The sequence below is a fragment of the Streptomyces flaveus genome, from assembly GCF_014647675.1.
Classification (GTDB): domain Bacteria; phylum Actinomycetota; class Actinomycetes; order Streptomycetales; family Streptomycetaceae; genus Streptomyces; species Streptomyces flaveus.
Genome location: NZ_BMPQ01000001.1, coordinates 48,695 through 63,315, shown reverse-complemented (window position 1 = coordinate 63,315; position 14,621 = coordinate 48,695). Strand labels below are relative to the sequence as shown.

At 70.2% G+C, this 14,621-nt stretch carries 11 protein-coding genes and 2 pseudogenes; 4 read left to right on the top strand and 9 right to left on the bottom strand.

Features of this window, described 5'->3' with window-relative positions; genetic code table 11:
* Nucleotides 1–194: 194 nt before the first annotated feature.
* Both IEZ21_RS00305 and IEZ21_RS00300 read right to left on the bottom strand, forming a co-directional pair.
* Nucleotides 195–606 (bottom strand): annotated as a pseudogene (locus IEZ21_RS00305) (amidase family protein); the annotation flags it as partial.
* A gap of 15 nt (nt 607–621) precedes the next feature.
* Nucleotides 622–1,374, bottom strand: a complete 753-nt coding sequence (locus tag IEZ21_RS00300) for an SDR family NAD(P)-dependent oxidoreductase (protein ID WP_189319883.1) — start codon at nt 1,372–1,374, stop codon at nt 622–624.
* Between the two features lie 113 nt (nt 1,375–1,487).
* Here IEZ21_RS00300 and IEZ21_RS00295 point away from each other — a divergent pair, with 113 nt between their 5' ends.
* The gene (locus IEZ21_RS00295; protein WP_246567169.1) at nt 1,488–2,447 is read left to right on the top strand and encodes an AraC family transcriptional regulator; all 960 of its coding nucleotides are present in this window, start codon (nt 1,488–1,490) and stop codon (nt 2,445–2,447) included.
* Here the strand turns inward: IEZ21_RS00295 and IEZ21_RS00290 are convergent.
* From IEZ21_RS00290 to IEZ21_RS00275, 4 genes are all read right to left on the bottom strand, one after another.
* Nucleotides 2,382–2,981 (bottom strand): DUF6461 domain-containing protein, encoded by a 600-nt coding sequence (locus tag IEZ21_RS00290; RefSeq protein ID WP_189319882.1) that lies wholly within the window; start codon nt 2,979–2,981, stop codon nt 2,382–2,384. The two genes, IEZ21_RS00295 and IEZ21_RS00290, sit on opposite strands and share 66 nt — an antisense overlap.
* Nucleotides 2,982–3,008: 27 nt before the next feature.
* Nucleotides 3,009–3,458: an LAETG motif-containing sortase-dependent surface protein gene (locus IEZ21_RS00285; protein ID WP_189319881.1), complete on the bottom strand. Its 450-nt coding sequence runs from the start codon at nt 3,456–3,458 to the stop codon at nt 3,009–3,011.
* A 216-nt stretch (nt 3,459–3,674) separates the two neighbouring features.
* Nucleotides 3,675–5,189, bottom strand: coding sequence for a sensor histidine kinase (locus tag IEZ21_RS00280; RefSeq protein WP_033320886.1), 1,515 nt, complete (start codon nt 5,187–5,189; stop codon nt 3,675–3,677).
* Nucleotides 5,186–6,145 (bottom strand): response regulator transcription factor, encoded by a 960-nt coding sequence (locus IEZ21_RS00275; protein WP_246567167.1) that lies wholly within the window; start codon nt 6,143–6,145, stop codon nt 5,186–5,188. Before IEZ21_RS00275 ends, IEZ21_RS00280 begins: the two co-directional genes overlap by 4 nt.
* Nucleotides 6,146–6,436: 291 nt before the next feature.
* Between IEZ21_RS00275 and IEZ21_RS00270 the strand changes: the two genes are divergently transcribed.
* The 3 genes and pseudogenes from IEZ21_RS00270 (at nt 6,437) to IEZ21_RS00260 (ending at nt 10,406) form a co-directional block, all read left to right on the top strand.
* Complete coding sequence (locus tag IEZ21_RS00270; protein ID WP_189319880.1) at nt 6,437–7,051, top strand: carbonic anhydrase; 615 nt, start codon at nt 6,437–6,439, stop codon at nt 7,049–7,051.
* A pseudogene (locus IEZ21_RS00265) lies at nt 7,048–8,664 on the top strand (SulP family inorganic anion transporter); the annotation flags it as partial. The gene IEZ21_RS00270 and the pseudogene IEZ21_RS00265, both read left to right, overlap by 4 nt.
* A gap of 815 nt (nt 8,665–9,479) precedes the next feature.
* Nucleotides 9,480–10,406 carry an oxidoreductase gene (locus tag IEZ21_RS00260; RefSeq protein ID WP_189319878.1) on the top strand — a complete coding sequence of 309 codons (927 nt, stop codon included), beginning with the start codon at nt 9,480–9,482 and terminating at the stop codon, nt 10,404–10,406.
* Nucleotides 10,407–10,412: 6 nt separating this feature from the next.
* Here IEZ21_RS00260 and nirD read toward each other — a convergent pair whose 3' ends face one another.
* Genes nirD through IEZ21_RS00245 form a run of 3 tightly spaced genes read right to left on the bottom strand, consistent with a single transcriptional unit; the run spans nt 10,413 to nt 14,565 of the window.
* Entirely contained in the window at nt 10,413–10,772 is a 360-nt protein-coding gene (gene nirD / locus IEZ21_RS00255) for a nitrite reductase small subunit NirD (RefSeq protein ID WP_189319877.1), read from the bottom strand.
* Nucleotides 10,769–13,351 carry a nitrite reductase large subunit NirB gene (nirB, locus tag IEZ21_RS00250; protein WP_033320890.1) on the bottom strand — a complete coding sequence of 861 codons (2,583 nt, stop codon included), beginning with the start codon at nt 13,349–13,351 and terminating at the stop codon, nt 10,769–10,771. The genes nirD and nirB overlap by 4 nt, the downstream gene beginning before the upstream one ends.
* Nucleotides 13,351–14,565, bottom strand: coding sequence for an NAD(P)/FAD-dependent oxidoreductase (locus IEZ21_RS00245; RefSeq protein WP_189319876.1), 1,215 nt, complete (start codon nt 14,563–14,565; stop codon nt 13,351–13,353). Before IEZ21_RS00245 ends, nirB begins: the two co-directional genes overlap by 1 nt.
* Nucleotides 14,566–14,621: the final 56 nt, after the last annotated feature.

The window sequence follows — 14,621 nt, the reverse complement described above, 5'->3', positions numbered from 1 at the left end:
CGTATGTGACGCCGAACTGATGTTGAGGCGCCACATACGCTCCTCGTCGTCCATAAACGCAACGGATGCCTGATCTTCGACCGTCACGGGACCCACTCGTCGACACGCTTTCCGGCGGCAACCATCACAACATTGCCCAGCACCTGCCACTGCTGGACGCTGCCCCACCGACCCGGGTCTGCGAGGTCGCCCTCGTAGGGGTCGCCCGGTTCCCGGCCGCACATCCGTCGAGCAGTGCCGCACTGTCACGTACCGTGCGGCTGACGCCGACTTGTACGGCCAGGCTGTTGAAGACCTTGTCGAAGTCGGGGCCTGCGGAGACCCGGCCGCGGGTGGGCTTCAGCCCGAAGAGGCCGTTGTAGGCGGCGGGGACGCGGATCGAACCGGCGGCGGCGTCTGCGATCGGGACCACTCCGGCTACGACGGCAGCGCCCGCGCCCCCGCTGGACCCACGCGCTCTGCGCTGCGGGTCCCACGGGTTGCGGGTCGCGCTGTACAGCACTGCGTCGTGCTGCTGCAGGCCATCTCCGGTGTCGCGGTACGCCCGAACGTCGCGAGGCCGGCGCGCCGGAAGCGGCATGGAAGCTGGGACGCTTCAGATGCCACCCACCGTGTGGTGCCTCAGGTCTGGTTCTCGCCACCGTCGACGTAGACGTTCGCGCCGACGACGTAGCTGCTCTGTTCCGAGGCCAGGAAGGCCACGACTGCGGCGGCCTCCTCGGGCTGGCCCATGCGGCCCTTGGGCACGGTCGCGGCGACCTGCTCCTTGATGGCGCGGGCGGTCTCCTCGTCGCCGAAGGCGGCGGTGCCCCCGGGAGTCTCGATCCATGCCGGCGAGACCACGTTGACCCGGATGCCACGGCCCTTGAGCTCGGTGGACCACGTCCGCGCGAAGGACCGGACGGCCGCCTTCGACGCCGCGTACGCGCCGAACGCCTCCATTCCGCGGTCAGCGGCCGTCGAACCGACCAGGACGATCGAGGCTCCGTCGTTGAGCAGCGGCAACGCCTTCTGCACGGTGAACAGCGTGCCTCGGGTGTTGACCGCGAAGGTCTGGTCGAAGTGCTCCTCGGTGGTCTGTTCCAGCGTCATGAACGAGCCGATCGCCGCGTTCGCCACGAGCACGTCCAGATTCTGGCCTCGCGCCCGGACCGCCTCGTAGAGCCGGTCCAGGTCCTCCGGCTTCGCGATGTCGCCGACGACCGCGGTGGCCCGGTCCGTTCCGATGGTCTTGACGGCGGCCTCCAGCTCGGCCTCGCGTCGCCCGGTGACGAACACGTACGCGCCCTCGTCCGCCAGCCGTACGGCGGTGGCCAGACCGATGCCTGTGCTGCCCCCGGTGACCACCGCCGTCTTGCCTTCCAGCTGTCCCATCTGGATGTCTCCATCACTCTCTCGATGCCGATCCGTTCGACATCGATACTGCGGGAGATCGGGGATGCTATCCATAATGCAAAGTCCGGCATTCTTTACGTATCGTCCAGGAGGTGTCGTCGGTGCTCGGATTTCGGGATCCAGTGGCTGACGCGATCGGCTTGCTCCGGCCCCGCACGGTGATCGGGCCCAGCCTCCTGGCCGCGGGAGAGTGGGCTTTGCGCTTCGACACGTTCTTGCACGTGCGGATCGGGGGCCTCGTGCGCGGCACGTGCTGGTTGATCCTCGAAGGGCACGAGCCGGTGCTCCTGCAGGAGGGTGACACCTTCATGCTGGGCAACCCGCCGCCCTACGTGCTGGCCAGCACGCTCGACGCGAGCCCGCGCCCTGCGGAGCAGGTGTGGGCGGGTGCCGAGGACGGGTTCGTGCGGATCGGCCCGGAGTCCGAGGAGGACCTCTACCTCTGCGTCGGGCACATCGCGTTCGACGACAGGAACGCGGCCCTCCTGACCGATCTTCTGCCGCCGCTCGTGATCGTCCGCGTGGCCGATCCTCATGGCAGGCGGCTCGCGCAGCTGATCGATCTCCTGGCCACCGAGGTCGGGGTCGCCGCCGCCGGCGGCCCGCTGGTGCAGAACCACCTCGCACAGATCCTGCTCGTGCACATGCTGCGTGCTCACGCCGGTCAGACAGACCGGCCCACCGGCTGGCTGGGCGCCCTGAACGAGGACGGCATCGGTGCCGCCCTGCGTGCCGTGCACGCGGACGTGGCGCACTCCTGGAGCCTCAAGGAGCTCGCCGAGATCAGCCACATGTCGCGTTCCGCGTTCGCCCAGGCCTTCAAGAGCCACGTCGGGGTCCCGCCGTTGGAGTACCTGATCCAATGGCGCATGAGCCTCGCGCGCGACGCCCTCGCCCGCGACACTCTGTCGATCTCCGAGCTCGCACGGGCCACGGGCTACCTGTCCGAGAGCGCGTTCAGCACCGCGTTCCGCCGCGTGGTCGGCTCATCGCCCGCACAGTTCCGGAACCAGGCACGGCAGCCACCGCGCTCGGCCGCGAACGGAAGCTGAAGGAGGCGTCCTGTGCTCGGCTGCGCCGCTCACGCCGGCAGGGAACGCAGACGGATCGGCGCCGTCGTTGTAGGCGGGGATCCCAGGGTCGAAGGAGGACAAGACACTGCCATCGACCGCGTACTCCACTCGCCGCACGGCGTTCACGTCCTTGCTGACGGCGATGACGCGGGCGCCCCGGGAGAGCACGGGAAGGTAGTTCCGGGCGGACACGTACGAGGTGGAGGCCTGGATGGCGAATGCCCACCCCTCGATTGACCCGGCTCGCACGATCGCGTCGGCCTCACGCTGCAGGAAGCCCCGCTCCTCCACCGCCTCCACGTCCGGGTCCTCCAGGAAGTCGAGGTCGTAGGGCTCGTCCGCCGAGTTGCGGACCTCGATCTCCTGGGCCTGCCGTCGCGTCAGCGGGAAGAGGACGGACTCTCGCCAGGCACCGAGTCGTACGAGTACCTCCTCCGGTGCGAGGTCCTCGCAGAAGATGAGGCTGTAACCGAAGTCATACGCCTCGGCCACCCAGCGGAGTCCGTCGGTCATTCCGTCATCCTGTCAGGCGACCACAGGTCAGCGGGTCGTACGGCGCTTGCGGGCCGCCAGCAGTACGCCGCCGCCGGCGAGCAGGACGGCCGCGCCGCCGCCCGCGAGGTAGGGGGTCGCGCTGCTGCCGCCCGTCGCGGCCAGGTCGGTGCCCTGGTCGCCCGCGGTGTCGGGCGAGGTGTCGTCCGTGCCGTTGGACTCGTCGGCTCCGGCGCCCGCGTCCTCGTCTCCGGTGTTCGTGTCATCGACCGGGACGAAGTCCGCGGGCGGCTGGTCGCAGCCGACGCCGTCATTGTCGCGGTCGAGGCGGTCGGCGTAGTGCTCGTCGCCCTCGCGGATGTTGGAGTACCCGTTGTCGTACGCCTCGGTGCAGTTCTGGAACGGGTGATCGCCGTCATGGGCCACGGCGGTGGCTGGCAGGGCGGCCAGCGCCAGGGCGGCGACGGCCACGGCGGCAGGTCTGCGGAAACGGTTCATGGAGAGCCCCCAGATATGTGCGGATATCCGTACGCGTGATCACGAAGTGGCGATCGAGCGGATTTGAGGTGATCAACGTATTGAGGGGCTGTCGATGTGGAGGAGATATGAAAGACCTGTGATGCGAACGTGACGTGACTGGAAGGTAACTCTCCGCTCATGAAGTTGGGTTCTGTAAAGCGCAGGGTGTGCGCCACCGCCCACCCCGGGCGTGCGTCAGGCGGGCAGCGCCGGGGCCTCGCGGCGGCGGGGCCCGGGTTTTCCGGCCAGCGGCTCGTGCGATTGCGCGGACGGGAGGCGGACCACCGCGTCCAGGCCGCCGGTGGCCGCGGCGTGCAGGGTCACCTCGCCGCCGCTCGCGTGGGCGAGGCGTTGGACCAGGGAGAGGCCGAGGCCGGTGCCGCCCTTGGGGGCTCCGGGGGCGCGCCAGAAGCGGTCGAAGGCGCGGCTGCGCTGTTCCGGGCTCATGCCGGGGCCCTCGTCCGTGACGTGCAGGTCGACCCAGGAGGCGCGGCTTTCGCGGAGGTGGTGGAGATGGTGCAGGGGGTGTCGGCGGGCGGGTGCCGAGAGGCGGAGCTCCATCGACACGGTGCTGCCGGGCGGTGAGGCCCGAAGGGCGTTGGAGAGCAGGTTGTCCAGGATCTGCTCCACCGCTCCCGGGAGCGCGAGCACCTGGCCCATGCTGCCGGCGAACAGTACGAGCGAGACATCGTGCCGCTCGAACAACGGCGCCCACGTCCGGTGCCGTTCCGCACAGATCTCGCCCACGTCGACCGGACCCGGACTCGCCGCGCTGTCCTCGAGGCGGGCCATCGCCAGCAGCCCCTCGACCATCCGTGACAGCCGGTCCGTCTCGGTCACGGCGGCGGCGAGACTGCCCCGGGCGCCCTGGGCCGTGTCGGGCTCCAGGTTCTCCAGCCGCAGCCGCAGGGCCGCGAGCGGGGTCTTCAGCTGGTGCGAGGCCTCGCCGGCGAAAGCGCGTTGTGAGGCCAGGAGGTGTTCGAGGCGGGCGGCGGTCCGGTTGAAGGCCGCCGCCAGGCTGCGTATTTCCGGCGGGCCGGAGGTGACCGCCACCGGAGTCGCCTGGCCGCCGTCGGCCAACTGGTGTGTGGCCTCCTCGAGTTGGCGGATGGGGCGCCCGGCCCACCGGGCGAACGCGAAGGCCAGCGCGGCGACCGCGGTCAGGGCCGAGCATCCGGTGAACCCCAGCAGCAGCCACACCCGGCCGACCCGGTCGGCGACCATCTCCGTGGGCAGCGTGATCCGCACCGCGCCCCGCGCCCGCTCGTCGCCCGCTGCCTGAGGCCCGCCGGGCGCGACGACCGGGGCGGCGACGGACAGATACTGCACGCCGCCCATGGTGGACGTACGGACATCGCTGGTGGCCGTGCCGTCGAGTGCGGCGGCCACTTCGGTACGCGACGGAAGTTCGCGTTTCTCCGGATCGGACAGCGGATGCGAGGTGGCCAGCAGATCGCCGTCCGCGTCGAGGACGACCACCTGTCCGCCGATACGCTCGGCGCAGTGGACGACCCGCTTGTCGAGCTCGCCCTTCCGCCCGGCCGAGAGGGACAGCGCGGCGAACGCGGCCACCGACTCGGCCTCGTCGACGGCGGAGTTGACGATTCGTTCCCGCTCGGCCCGCGAGTAGACGATCCCCAGCGGGATCTCCAGGCACAGCAGGACGAAGGTGGCGAGGCTGAGGTAGGTCAGCAGCAGACGGCGGGTCATGACACCGCGGCCTCCTCGGAGGTTTCGGGGTTGTCGGAGGCTTCGTCGTGGCCGCCGCGCCCCGGGCTCGACCGACCCGGGGTGCGTACGGCGAGCCGGAACCCCACCCCGCGCAGCGTCTGGATCCACGCCGGGTCGCCGAGCTTGCGGCGCAGGGTGGCGACATGCACGTCCAGGGTCTTGGTCGGGCCCTGATAGTGCGTGTCCCAGACCCGGTTGAGGATCTGCTGCCGCGAGTACACCGCGCCGGGGTCCTCGGCGAGCAGTGCGAGCAGCTCGAACTCCTTGGGGGTGAGAGGGACCGGCACCTCGCCCACCCAGACCTGCCGCGTCCGCCGGTCCACCACGAGTGGTCCGGGCGCCGGGGCGTCGCCCGCCGGCTCGCCGGGGTCGGGCGGGGACTGCTCGTACCGGGGCGGTTCGTAGGCCCCTGGCCTGGGCGGTTCGTAGGCGCCCGGGTCGTACGCGGGCACGGCAGGGTCGTACGCGTTCGGATCGTACGTCGCCGACTGGGGCGCGTACGGATCAGGAATGTACGTACCGGCTGCGGGACCAACGTACGTACCCGCCGCGGGAGTTGCGTCGCCCGGCGCCCCCGTGCGGTGCAGTCGGCGCGTCACGGCGCGGATACGGGCGACGAGTTCGCGGATGCTGAATGGTTTCGCCAGGTAGTCGTCCGCGCCGAGTTCCAGGCCCAGTACGCGGTCGGCCTCCTCGCCGCGCGCGCTGAGGATGATGATGGGTACGTCGGAGGTCTGGCGGATACCGCGACAGACGTCGATGCCGTCCAGGTCGGGTAGGCCCAGGTCCAGCAGGACGACGTCGCCGTGCGGCCCTCTCAGCCCTTCGGCGCCGGTGGCGACATGGCTGACCGTCAGCCCGAAGTGGCGCAGCCCCTCGGTCAGCGGTTCGGCGATCGTCTCGTCGTCCTCGATGAGCAGCACTCGTACGCCCATGCGTCCTGTCTCTCCATGAAACATGAATCCGGACAACACGAATCCCGTGCTGTGGAGTCGCCACGCTACAAGAGTTCTCATGTGCGTGTCCCATGAATGCGGGGTTTGTGAAAAGGAGCTCAGTAAGCGCTTGTATCTGTCCGATTCGACTGGTTCCGGCGGCTTCGGTGAGGTGCCTGGCTGAAATATGTGGCAAACCTGGTGTCGCCTTAGCGTCCCCTTAACCTTTCTCTGGCCAGGCCTCCCCTACGGTTCATAAGGCCAGGTCAGAATAGGTTTGAGGGAGGAAACGTGAAGGCATTGCTGGATCGCGCCCGGTCGTTCAAGCGCCGGGTCGACTTCGAGAGCGGTGAATACCGGAAGCTGGCCGAAGGTCAATTTCCGGAAGCGCTGTTCATCACCTGCTCGGACTCGCGGGTGATACCCGCTCTGATCACCGGCGCAAGGCCCGGCGAGATATTCGAGCTGCGCAATGCGGGCAATATCGTGCCGCCGCACGATGAGCACGGAGCGGCCTCCGGCGAGGCCGCCACCATCGAGTACGCACTGGAGGTGCTCGGCGTTCAGGACGTCGTGGTGTGTGGTCATTCCCACTGCGGCGCCATGGGAGCGCTGAAGCGCGGCGCGGATCTGTCCGGGCTGCCGCGGGTGGACGCCTGGCTCGACCTCGCCCGGCCGGGGCTCACCTCGCTGCTCGGGGACGCCGTCGAGCCCGAGGACCCGGCTCTGCGGGAGGTCGTGCAGATGAACGTGCGCAACCAGTTGGCCGCGCTGCGCGAGTACCCGACGGCCCGTCAACTCCTGGACTCCGGGCGGCTACGGCTGCACGGCTGGTACTACGAGATCGACACCGGCCAGGTCCAGGAGCTGGACGAGGACGGTCTGTTCCGGGTGCACGCGTCATGAGCGGGCAGCATGCGCGGCGGGCGCGCGAACAGAAGCCTCAGACTCCTCCGGGCTCCCGAAGTACCGAGGAAGGATCTGCCGGTCCTCCCGACCTGCGCAAGGGGAGCGGCAGTGGCGGTGGCGTGGACTTCGCCACCGAGATCACCGCCTCGCTCGTCGTGTTCCTCGTCGCGTTGCCGCTGTGCATTGGGGTGGCCGTGGCGTCCGGGGTGCCCGCCGAGCTGGGGATCATCTCCGGGGTCATCGGCGGGCTGGTGGTCGGGGCGGCCCGGGGCAGCACGCTCCAGGTCAGCGGGCCGGCCGCCGGGCTCGCCGCGCTGGTCGCGGAGACGGTGATGGAGTTCGGCGTCGCCATGCTCGGCGTGATCGTTCTCTTCTCCGGCATCCTGCAGATCATTCTGGGGATGGTCAGGCTCGGCCGCATGTTCCAGGCGATCTCCCTTGCCGTCGTCCAGGGGATGCTCGCCGGGATCGGACTGCCGCTGATGTTCAGCCAGGCGTACCCGATGGCCGACGCCAAGGCGCCCGGCATGCCGATCGAGAACATCGCCGGAGTTCCCGGCCTTGTCGTGGACACCCTGGCGAACCCCCAGGCGGGGATCGCGGCGCTGCTCGGCATCGTGACGATCGTGCTCAGCTTCGTGTGGAAGAAGATGCCGGGGCCGGTGAAGAAGGTCCCGGCGGCGCTCGTGGCCGTGGGCATCGGTATCGGGGTGGCCTCGCTGCCGGGCGTGGACGTGAAGACGCTCCAGGTGGGCAACCTGCTGGCTTCCGTACAGGTGCCGGGTGCGGAGCAGTTCGCGGGCCTGGCCAACGCCGGGATCATCACCGCGATCCTCACCTTCACGGTCATCGCCTCGGCGGAGAGCCTGTTCACCGCGGCGGCCGTGGACCGGATGCACAACGGCCCGCGCACCCGCTACAACACCGAACTCATCGCCCAGGGCGCCGGAAACACGGTGGCCGGCATCCTCGGAGCGCTGCCCATCACGGCGGTCGTGGCCCGCAGCTCGGCCAATGTGCAGGCCGGGGCCAAGACCCGGCTCTCCCGTACGCTGCACGGCCTGTGGCTGCTCGCCTTCGCGCTGCTGCTGCCGCAGGTGCTCGCGCTGATCCCGATCTCGGTGCTCGCGGGTGTCCTCGTCCACAGCGGGTGGAAGCTGTTCGCGCCCGAGGAGTTCCCGAAGATGTGGCGGCAGGACCGCGGCGAGTTCGCGGTGATGACCACCACGACGCTGGTCATCGTGGCCACGGCGCTGCTTGAGGGCGTACTGATCGGCCTCGCGGCCGGTGTGATCCTGGCGGCGCTGCGGATGTCGCAGACGGTCGTCCGGCAGCACATCGACAACGACACGGCGAAGGTGGTCATGGCGGGCAACGCCACGTTCCTGCGCCTGCCGCGCCTGATCGACGCCCTCGAGTCCGCGGCTGCCTCCGGCAAGCCCCGTATCCGTCTCGACCTCACGGGAGTGACCCACCTGGACCATGCCTGCCGCAGCCAGATCGACGAGTTCGTCGCGCAGCATCGGGGGGCGGGGTTGCGGGTGGAGTTGCTCATGCCGGGGCCGGCGGTTACGGGGGCGGGGGCGAAGGTGCCGCCGTCGCCGGAGCCGGAGGTGGCGGCTGCCGCCGGGGTCTCGGCGTCGGCATCGGCGCCGGGCCCTGATTCGGAGAGGGAGCGGGTGCTTGCCTCGGTCCCTGCCGCACCTGACGGGGAAGCGAACCGGGCATGGGGAGAGGCTTCGACCTCCGTCGGGGCGGCGAGCCCGGCGTGGGAGAGGGAGAGGGTTACGAACCGGGCCTGGGAAGCGGACTCCTCCAGCGGCCCCGCTTGGGAAGCGGACGGGTCCACCGGCTCGGCCCGGGACGCCGCCCCTGGCCGGGCAACGAACCTGGCTCTGGACGGACCTGCGACCTGGGATCCCGACCAGGCGTGGGGCACCGACCGGGCACGGGACCCCGACCAGGCGTGGGAAACCGGCCAGGCATGGGACCCCGACCAGGCATGGGACACCGGCCGCCCCTGGACCACGGACCGCGCCCAGGACGCCGACCCGCTCACCGATCCGTCCCACGACCGAGCCACCGCTGATCGGTCAGCGGATCCGGCCCCTGTCCCGGGCCCAACGGCCGAGTGGTTCTACCTGGACACGGAGCCCATGCCCGGCACGCCCCCGCCGCCCGTCATGCCCCTGTTCCGCCGCGGCAGGCCGACGACCGACCGGGTCTGAGTCAGCCGGTCAACCCCTCTGCTGGGCACCACATGCGTAGGGGGTGGACACTTTCCGGGAACGTGTTCACCCCTTACGCAGAGTGCATGCCCGCCACCAACCAGCCCATGAAGAAAAGCGGAACCGCCGCTAACCTGAAACCGTACGTCTCATGCGGAGTTGAGAGGGTCCTCAGGGCACAGCGAGAGGGAGCCGTCATGGCCGGCTGGAGTGTGCAGGACATCCCTGACCAGGGCGGGCGCATCGCCGTCGTGACCGGTGCCAACAGTGGGCTCGGGCTGGCCACCTCGCGTGAGCTGGCCCGGCGTGGGGCCCATGTGGTGCTCGCCTGCCGGAGTGAGGAGCGGGGGGCCCGCGCTCGCGACCGGATTCTTGGGGAAATCCCTGACGCGCAGGTCGAGTTGAGGGCCCTCGACCTCGGACACCTGGAATCTGTACGGGAGTTCGCGACGTCCTACGGTCACGAGCGGCTCGATCTGCTCATCAACAACGCGGGTGTGATGGCCCTGCCCCACGGGCGCACAGTGGACGGCTTCGAGACCCAGTTCGGTGTCAACCACCTCGGGCACTTCGCGCTCACCGGGCTCCTGCTGCCGCTGCTCCTGAAGACGCCGGGCGCGCGGATCGTCACCGTGTCCAGCACCATGCACTCGGTGGCCAACATCGACATCAACGACCTCAACAGCGAGCGCCGCTACAATCGTTGGCTCGCCTACTCCCGCTCCAAGACGGCCAACCTGCTCTTCACGCACGAACTCGCCCGCCGCCTCGGCGCGACCGGCTCGGACGTCGTGGCGGCCGCCGCCCACCCCGGCTACGCGGCCACGAACCTGCAGACCAAGGGCCCCAGGATGGAGCGCCGCAAGGCCGCCGAACTGTTCATGCAGATCGGCAACCGCTTCTTCGCCCAGTCCGCCGAAGCCGGCGCCCGGCCCATCCTGTACGCGGCCACCGCACCCGGCGTCGAACCCGACTCCTTCACCGGCCCCTCGTTCGCCGACTGGCGTGGCTCACCCGCCAAGTCCCGCCGCGCCAAGTGGACGCTCAACGACACGGCGGGGGAACGCCTCTGGGCGGAATCGGAACGGCTCACGGGAGTGACGTACGACGCCTTGAAGGTGTGAGAGGCGTCAGGACGTACGCACCTCGTACGTCGCCACCGTCACCGCATCGTCGTCCAGGCACCGCCCCGACTCCAGCTCGAAGCGCTGCTTGAGCAGGGGCGAGGCCACGAACGGGCGGCCCTGGTGGGAGCCGATGAGGCCGCGGGAGAGGACGGCGGCGCCACTGAACGGGTCGCGGTTGTCGATGGCGTACAGGCGGCCCGCGCGGTCCTGGAAGAGGGCGACCTGGCGGCCGTCGGGGAGCAGGGCCGCCACCCCGCGGCCGGGCATCAGCGCGCTGATGTCGCAGACCGTGAACCAGTCGTCCGCCGCGTCGTCGACGCGAAGCTGGACCTTCAGGGTCGTCGTCTCGGGTGCGAGAGTCATCGCTGGGCGCTTCCTTCCAGGGGACGGGTGCCGATGGTCAGCAGCGGCAGGTCGGGCTTGATCTGGTCGCGCTCGGGGACGAAGCCGACGACGGGGTCGGGGGTGTCCGGCGCGTTCACGAAGGAGACGAAGCGGGACAGCTTCTCCGGGTCGTTGATGGTCTCGGCCCACTCGTCGCGGTAGTTCGCGACATGCGCGGCCATCAGGGACTCCAGCTCCTCGCAGATGCCCAAGGAGTCGTCCACGACCACGTCGCGTACGTGGTCCAGGCCGCCGGGGATCCGCTCCAGCCAGGTCGAGGTGCGCTCGAGGCGGTCGGCCGTGCGGATGTAGAACATCAGGAAACGGTCGATCAGACGGATCAGTTCGGCGTCGGAGAGGTCCTGCGCGAGCAGGTCCGCGTGGCGCGGGGTGGCGCCGCCGTTGCCGGCCACGTACAGGTTCCAGCCGTTGGCCGTGGCGATCACGCCGAAGTCCTTCGACTGGGCCTCGGCGCACTCGCGCTGGCAGCCGGAGACCGCCGACTTCAGCTTGTGCGGGGAACGCAGCCCCCGGTAGCGCAGCTCCAGATCGATCGCCATGCGTACGGAGTCCTGGACGCCGTAACGGCACCAGGTCTGGCCGACGCACGACTTCACCGTACGCAGCGCCTTTCCGTACGCGTGACCGGACTCGAAGCCCGCGTCCACCAACCGGGCCCAGATCAGCGGGAGTTGTTCGACGCGTGCGCCGAACATGTCGATGCGCTGGCCGCCGGTGATCTTCGTGTAGAGGCCGAAGTCGCGCGCCACCTCCCCGATGACAATGAGCTTCTCCGGGGTGATCTCACCGCCCGGGATGCGCGGCACGATCGAGTACGAGCCGTTCTTCTGCAGGTTGGCGAGGAAGTGGTCGTTGCTGTCCTGCAAGGCCGCCTGCTCGCCCTCCAGTACGTAGCCGCTCGCGCCGATCGTCGGGGCCAGGGAGGCGATGATCGAGCCGACCGTCGGCTTGCAGATCTCGCAGCCGTCGCCGCCGCGGGCGGTCTCACGGCCGTAACGGTCCAGCAGGTCCTGGTACTTGTTGATGCGCAGGGCGAGGACGATCTCGTACAGCTCCTCGCGGGTCTGCGAGAAGCAGCCGCACAGGCCCTTGTCGACCTCGACGCCGCTGGCCTCCAGCTCGGCGTTGACGAGCTGGCCGAGGACCTTGACGCAACTGCCGCAGCCCGTACCGGCCTTGGTGCACTTCTTGACCTCGGGCACGGTCGTGCACTGGTGGTCGGTGACCGCGCCGCGGATCGTGCCCTTGGTGACGTTGTGGCAGGAGCAGATGACCGCCTCGTCGGGCAGCGCGGACGGGCCGAGCTGGGCGCCGCCGGCCGAGCCCGCCGGAAGCACCAGCTGCTCGGGGGAGACGGGCGGTACGGAACCGGTCAGTGCGCGCAGCGTGCCGTACGCGTCCGCGTCGCCGACCAGGATGCCGCCGAGCAGCTCGCCGTCGCGGCCGATGACCAGCTTCTTGTACGTGCCGGAGCGGGAGTCCGCGTACACGACGTCCAGGCAGTCCTCGGTCGCGCCGTGCGCGTCACCGAAGGAAGCCACGTCCACGCCGAGCAGCTTCAGCTTGGTCGACATGTCGGCACCGGTGAAGGAGGCTTCGTCCGCCGCGATCGTCGCGGCCACGGTCTCGGCCTGCTCGTAGCCGGGCGCCACCAGGCCGTACACCTTGCCGTCGGAGGCCAGCGCGCACTCGCCGATCGCGAAGACGTGCGGGTCGGAGACCGTACGGCACTGCTCGTCGACCGAGATGCCGCCGCGCTCGCCGACCGTCAGCCCGCAGTCGCGGGCGAGCTGGTCGCGGGGGCGGACACCGGCGCTGAACACCACCATGTCGGTGGCCAGTTCGGAGCCGTCGGACAGCTTCATGCCCGTGACGGCGCCCGAGTCGTCGGTCACGATCTCCTGCGTGCCCACGCCCGTGTGGACGGACAGGCCCATGTCCGCGATGGTGCGCAGCAGGGCGGCGCCACCACCCTCGTCGACCTGCACCGGCATCAGGCGCGGCGCGAACTCCACGATGTGGGCGGTGAGCCCGAGACCCTTCAGCGCGCCCGCGGCCTCCAGGCCGAGCAGACCGCCGCCGACCACCGCGCCGGTCGTCGCCTTCTTCGCGTACTCCTCGATCGCGAGGAGGTCCTCGATCGTGCGGTAGACGAAGCAGCCCTCGGCGTCCTTGTTCGGGACCGGCGGCACGAACGGGTACGAACCGGTGGCCATGACGAGGACGTCGTAGTCGACGACAAGACCGGAGCGGGCGGTCACCCTGCGGGCTTCACGGTCGATGGTCTCGGCCGGGTCGCCGACGTACAGCTCGATGCCCTCCTTCTCGATGAACGCCATGTCGGTCATCGAGAGGTCCTCGGGCGTCTTGCCCGAGAAGTACGAGGTCAGCTGGACGCGGTCGTACGCCGGCCGCGGCTCCTCGCACAGCACGACCACGCGGTGCGTGGCGGTCAGGCCGCGCTCGGCGAGCGCTTCGAGGAAGCGCTGGCCGACCATGCCGTGGCCGACGAGCACGATCGTGGGGGTCGTGGACATCAGGAGCCTCCATCGTTGGTGAGCAGGTGGAGCAGAGGGCCGGTCTCGGGGAGCGGCTCTGCTCCCTCCCAGGCACGGGCGAGCGCGCCTACGGTGCCGAGTTCGCCGACGAGTACGCCGCCGACCACGCGGTCGTTGCGGACGACGACCTTGCGGTAGGTGCCGCGAGTCGCGTCGGCGAGCTGGATGACGTCGTCACCGGGCTGCGGGGTGGGCTCGCCGAAGGCGGCGAGGTCGAGCGGGGTGCCGGAGGCGAGGGTCAGGCGGGTGAGGGCGCGGGTGCCGGTGTAGCGCGCGGCGCCCTCGCCCGTCGCCAGCAGCTCGGCCAGCGCTTCGGCCTGTTCGAGAGCGGGCGTCGCGAGACCGTAGACGGTGCCCGCGTGCTGCGCGCAGTCGCCGATCGCCCGGATGTGCGGGTCGGACGTACGCAGTTCGTCGTCGACGATGACGCCCTTGTGCACGGCGAGCCCCGCGTCCTGGGCGAGGCCCACGCGCGGGTGCACGCCACAGGTCAGCACCACCAGGTCGGCGTCGAGCGCGTACCCGTCGGCCAGCTCGACCGAGCGGACGGCTCCGCCGACGCAGCGCACGTCCCGTACCCGGCACTCGGTGTGCACCTCGACGCCCAGGTCCTTCAGGTGCCGGAGCACCAACTTCGAGGCGGACGGGTCGAGCTGGCGTTCCATCAGCCGCTCGGCCTGCTGCGCGAGCACGACCTGCGCGCCGCGCGCGGCGAGCGCGCGGGCGGCCGAGACGCCGAGCAGACCGCCGCCGATGACGACGGCGCGGGCGTTCGGGCGCACGGCCTTGGACAGCCCGAGGCAGTCGTCCATTGTGCGGAAGGCATGCACACCTTCCGGCAGCATGTGGTCCGCGGTGAAGAGCCCCCGCAAGGGCGGCAGCTTCGCGTTCGACCCGGTCGCCAGGACCAGCGTGTCGTATGCGATCACCGAGCCGTCCGAGCAGTGCACCTGCCGCTCGGCGCGGTCGATGCCGGTGACCCGGGCGCGCATCAGCTCCGCGGGCGCGGGCAGGGCGATCACGTCGGGGGCGTACCGCCCGGCCAGCACTTCGGCGAGCAGGACCCGGTTGTACGGGGTGTGCTCCTCCTCACCGATGAGCACGGCGGGCAGCCCGAGCTCGCCGAGCCGCCGGGCGAGCCGTACGCCCGCGAGGCCGGCGCCGATCACCACCACACGCGTATTCGAGGTCATGGTGACGAGCGTGCGGTGCCGGTGTTACCCGGCCGCATCACAACTGTTTCCCGCGA

Bases quoted from the DNA above. Each gene is read 5' to 3' on its own strand.
- nirB (WP_033320890.1), bottom strand. From the start codon at position 13,351: ATGTCCACGACCCCCACGATCGTGCTCGTCGGCCACGGCATGGTCGGC.
- IEZ21_RS00260 (WP_189319878.1), top strand. From the start codon at position 9,480: ATGGCCGGCTGGAGTGTGCAGGACATCCCTGACCAGGGCGGGCGCATC.
- IEZ21_RS00300 (WP_189319883.1), bottom strand. From the start codon at position 1,374: ATGGGACAGCTGGAAGGCAAGACGGCGGTGGTCACCGGGGGCAGCACA.
- IEZ21_RS00290 (WP_189319882.1), bottom strand. From the start codon at position 2,981: ATGACCGACGGACTCCGCTGGGTGGCCGAGGCGTATGACTTCGGTTAC.
- IEZ21_RS00275 (WP_246567167.1), bottom strand. From the start codon at position 6,145: ATGGGCGTACGAGTGCTGCTCATCGAGGACGACGAGACGATCGCCGAA.
- IEZ21_RS00280 (WP_033320886.1), bottom strand. From the start codon at position 5,189: ATGACCCGCCGTCTGCTGCTGACCTACCTCAGCCTCGCCACCTTCGTC.
- IEZ21_RS00245 (WP_189319876.1), bottom strand. From the start codon at position 14,565: ATGACCTCGAATACGCGTGTGGTGGTGATCGGCGCCGGCCTCGCGGGC.
- IEZ21_RS00285 (WP_189319881.1), bottom strand. From the start codon at position 3,458: ATGAACCGTTTCCGCAGACCTGCCGCCGTGGCCGTCGCCGCCCTGGCG.
- nirD (WP_189319877.1), bottom strand. From the start codon at position 10,772: ATGACTCTCGCACCCGAGACGACGACCCTGAAGGTCCAGCTTCGCGTC.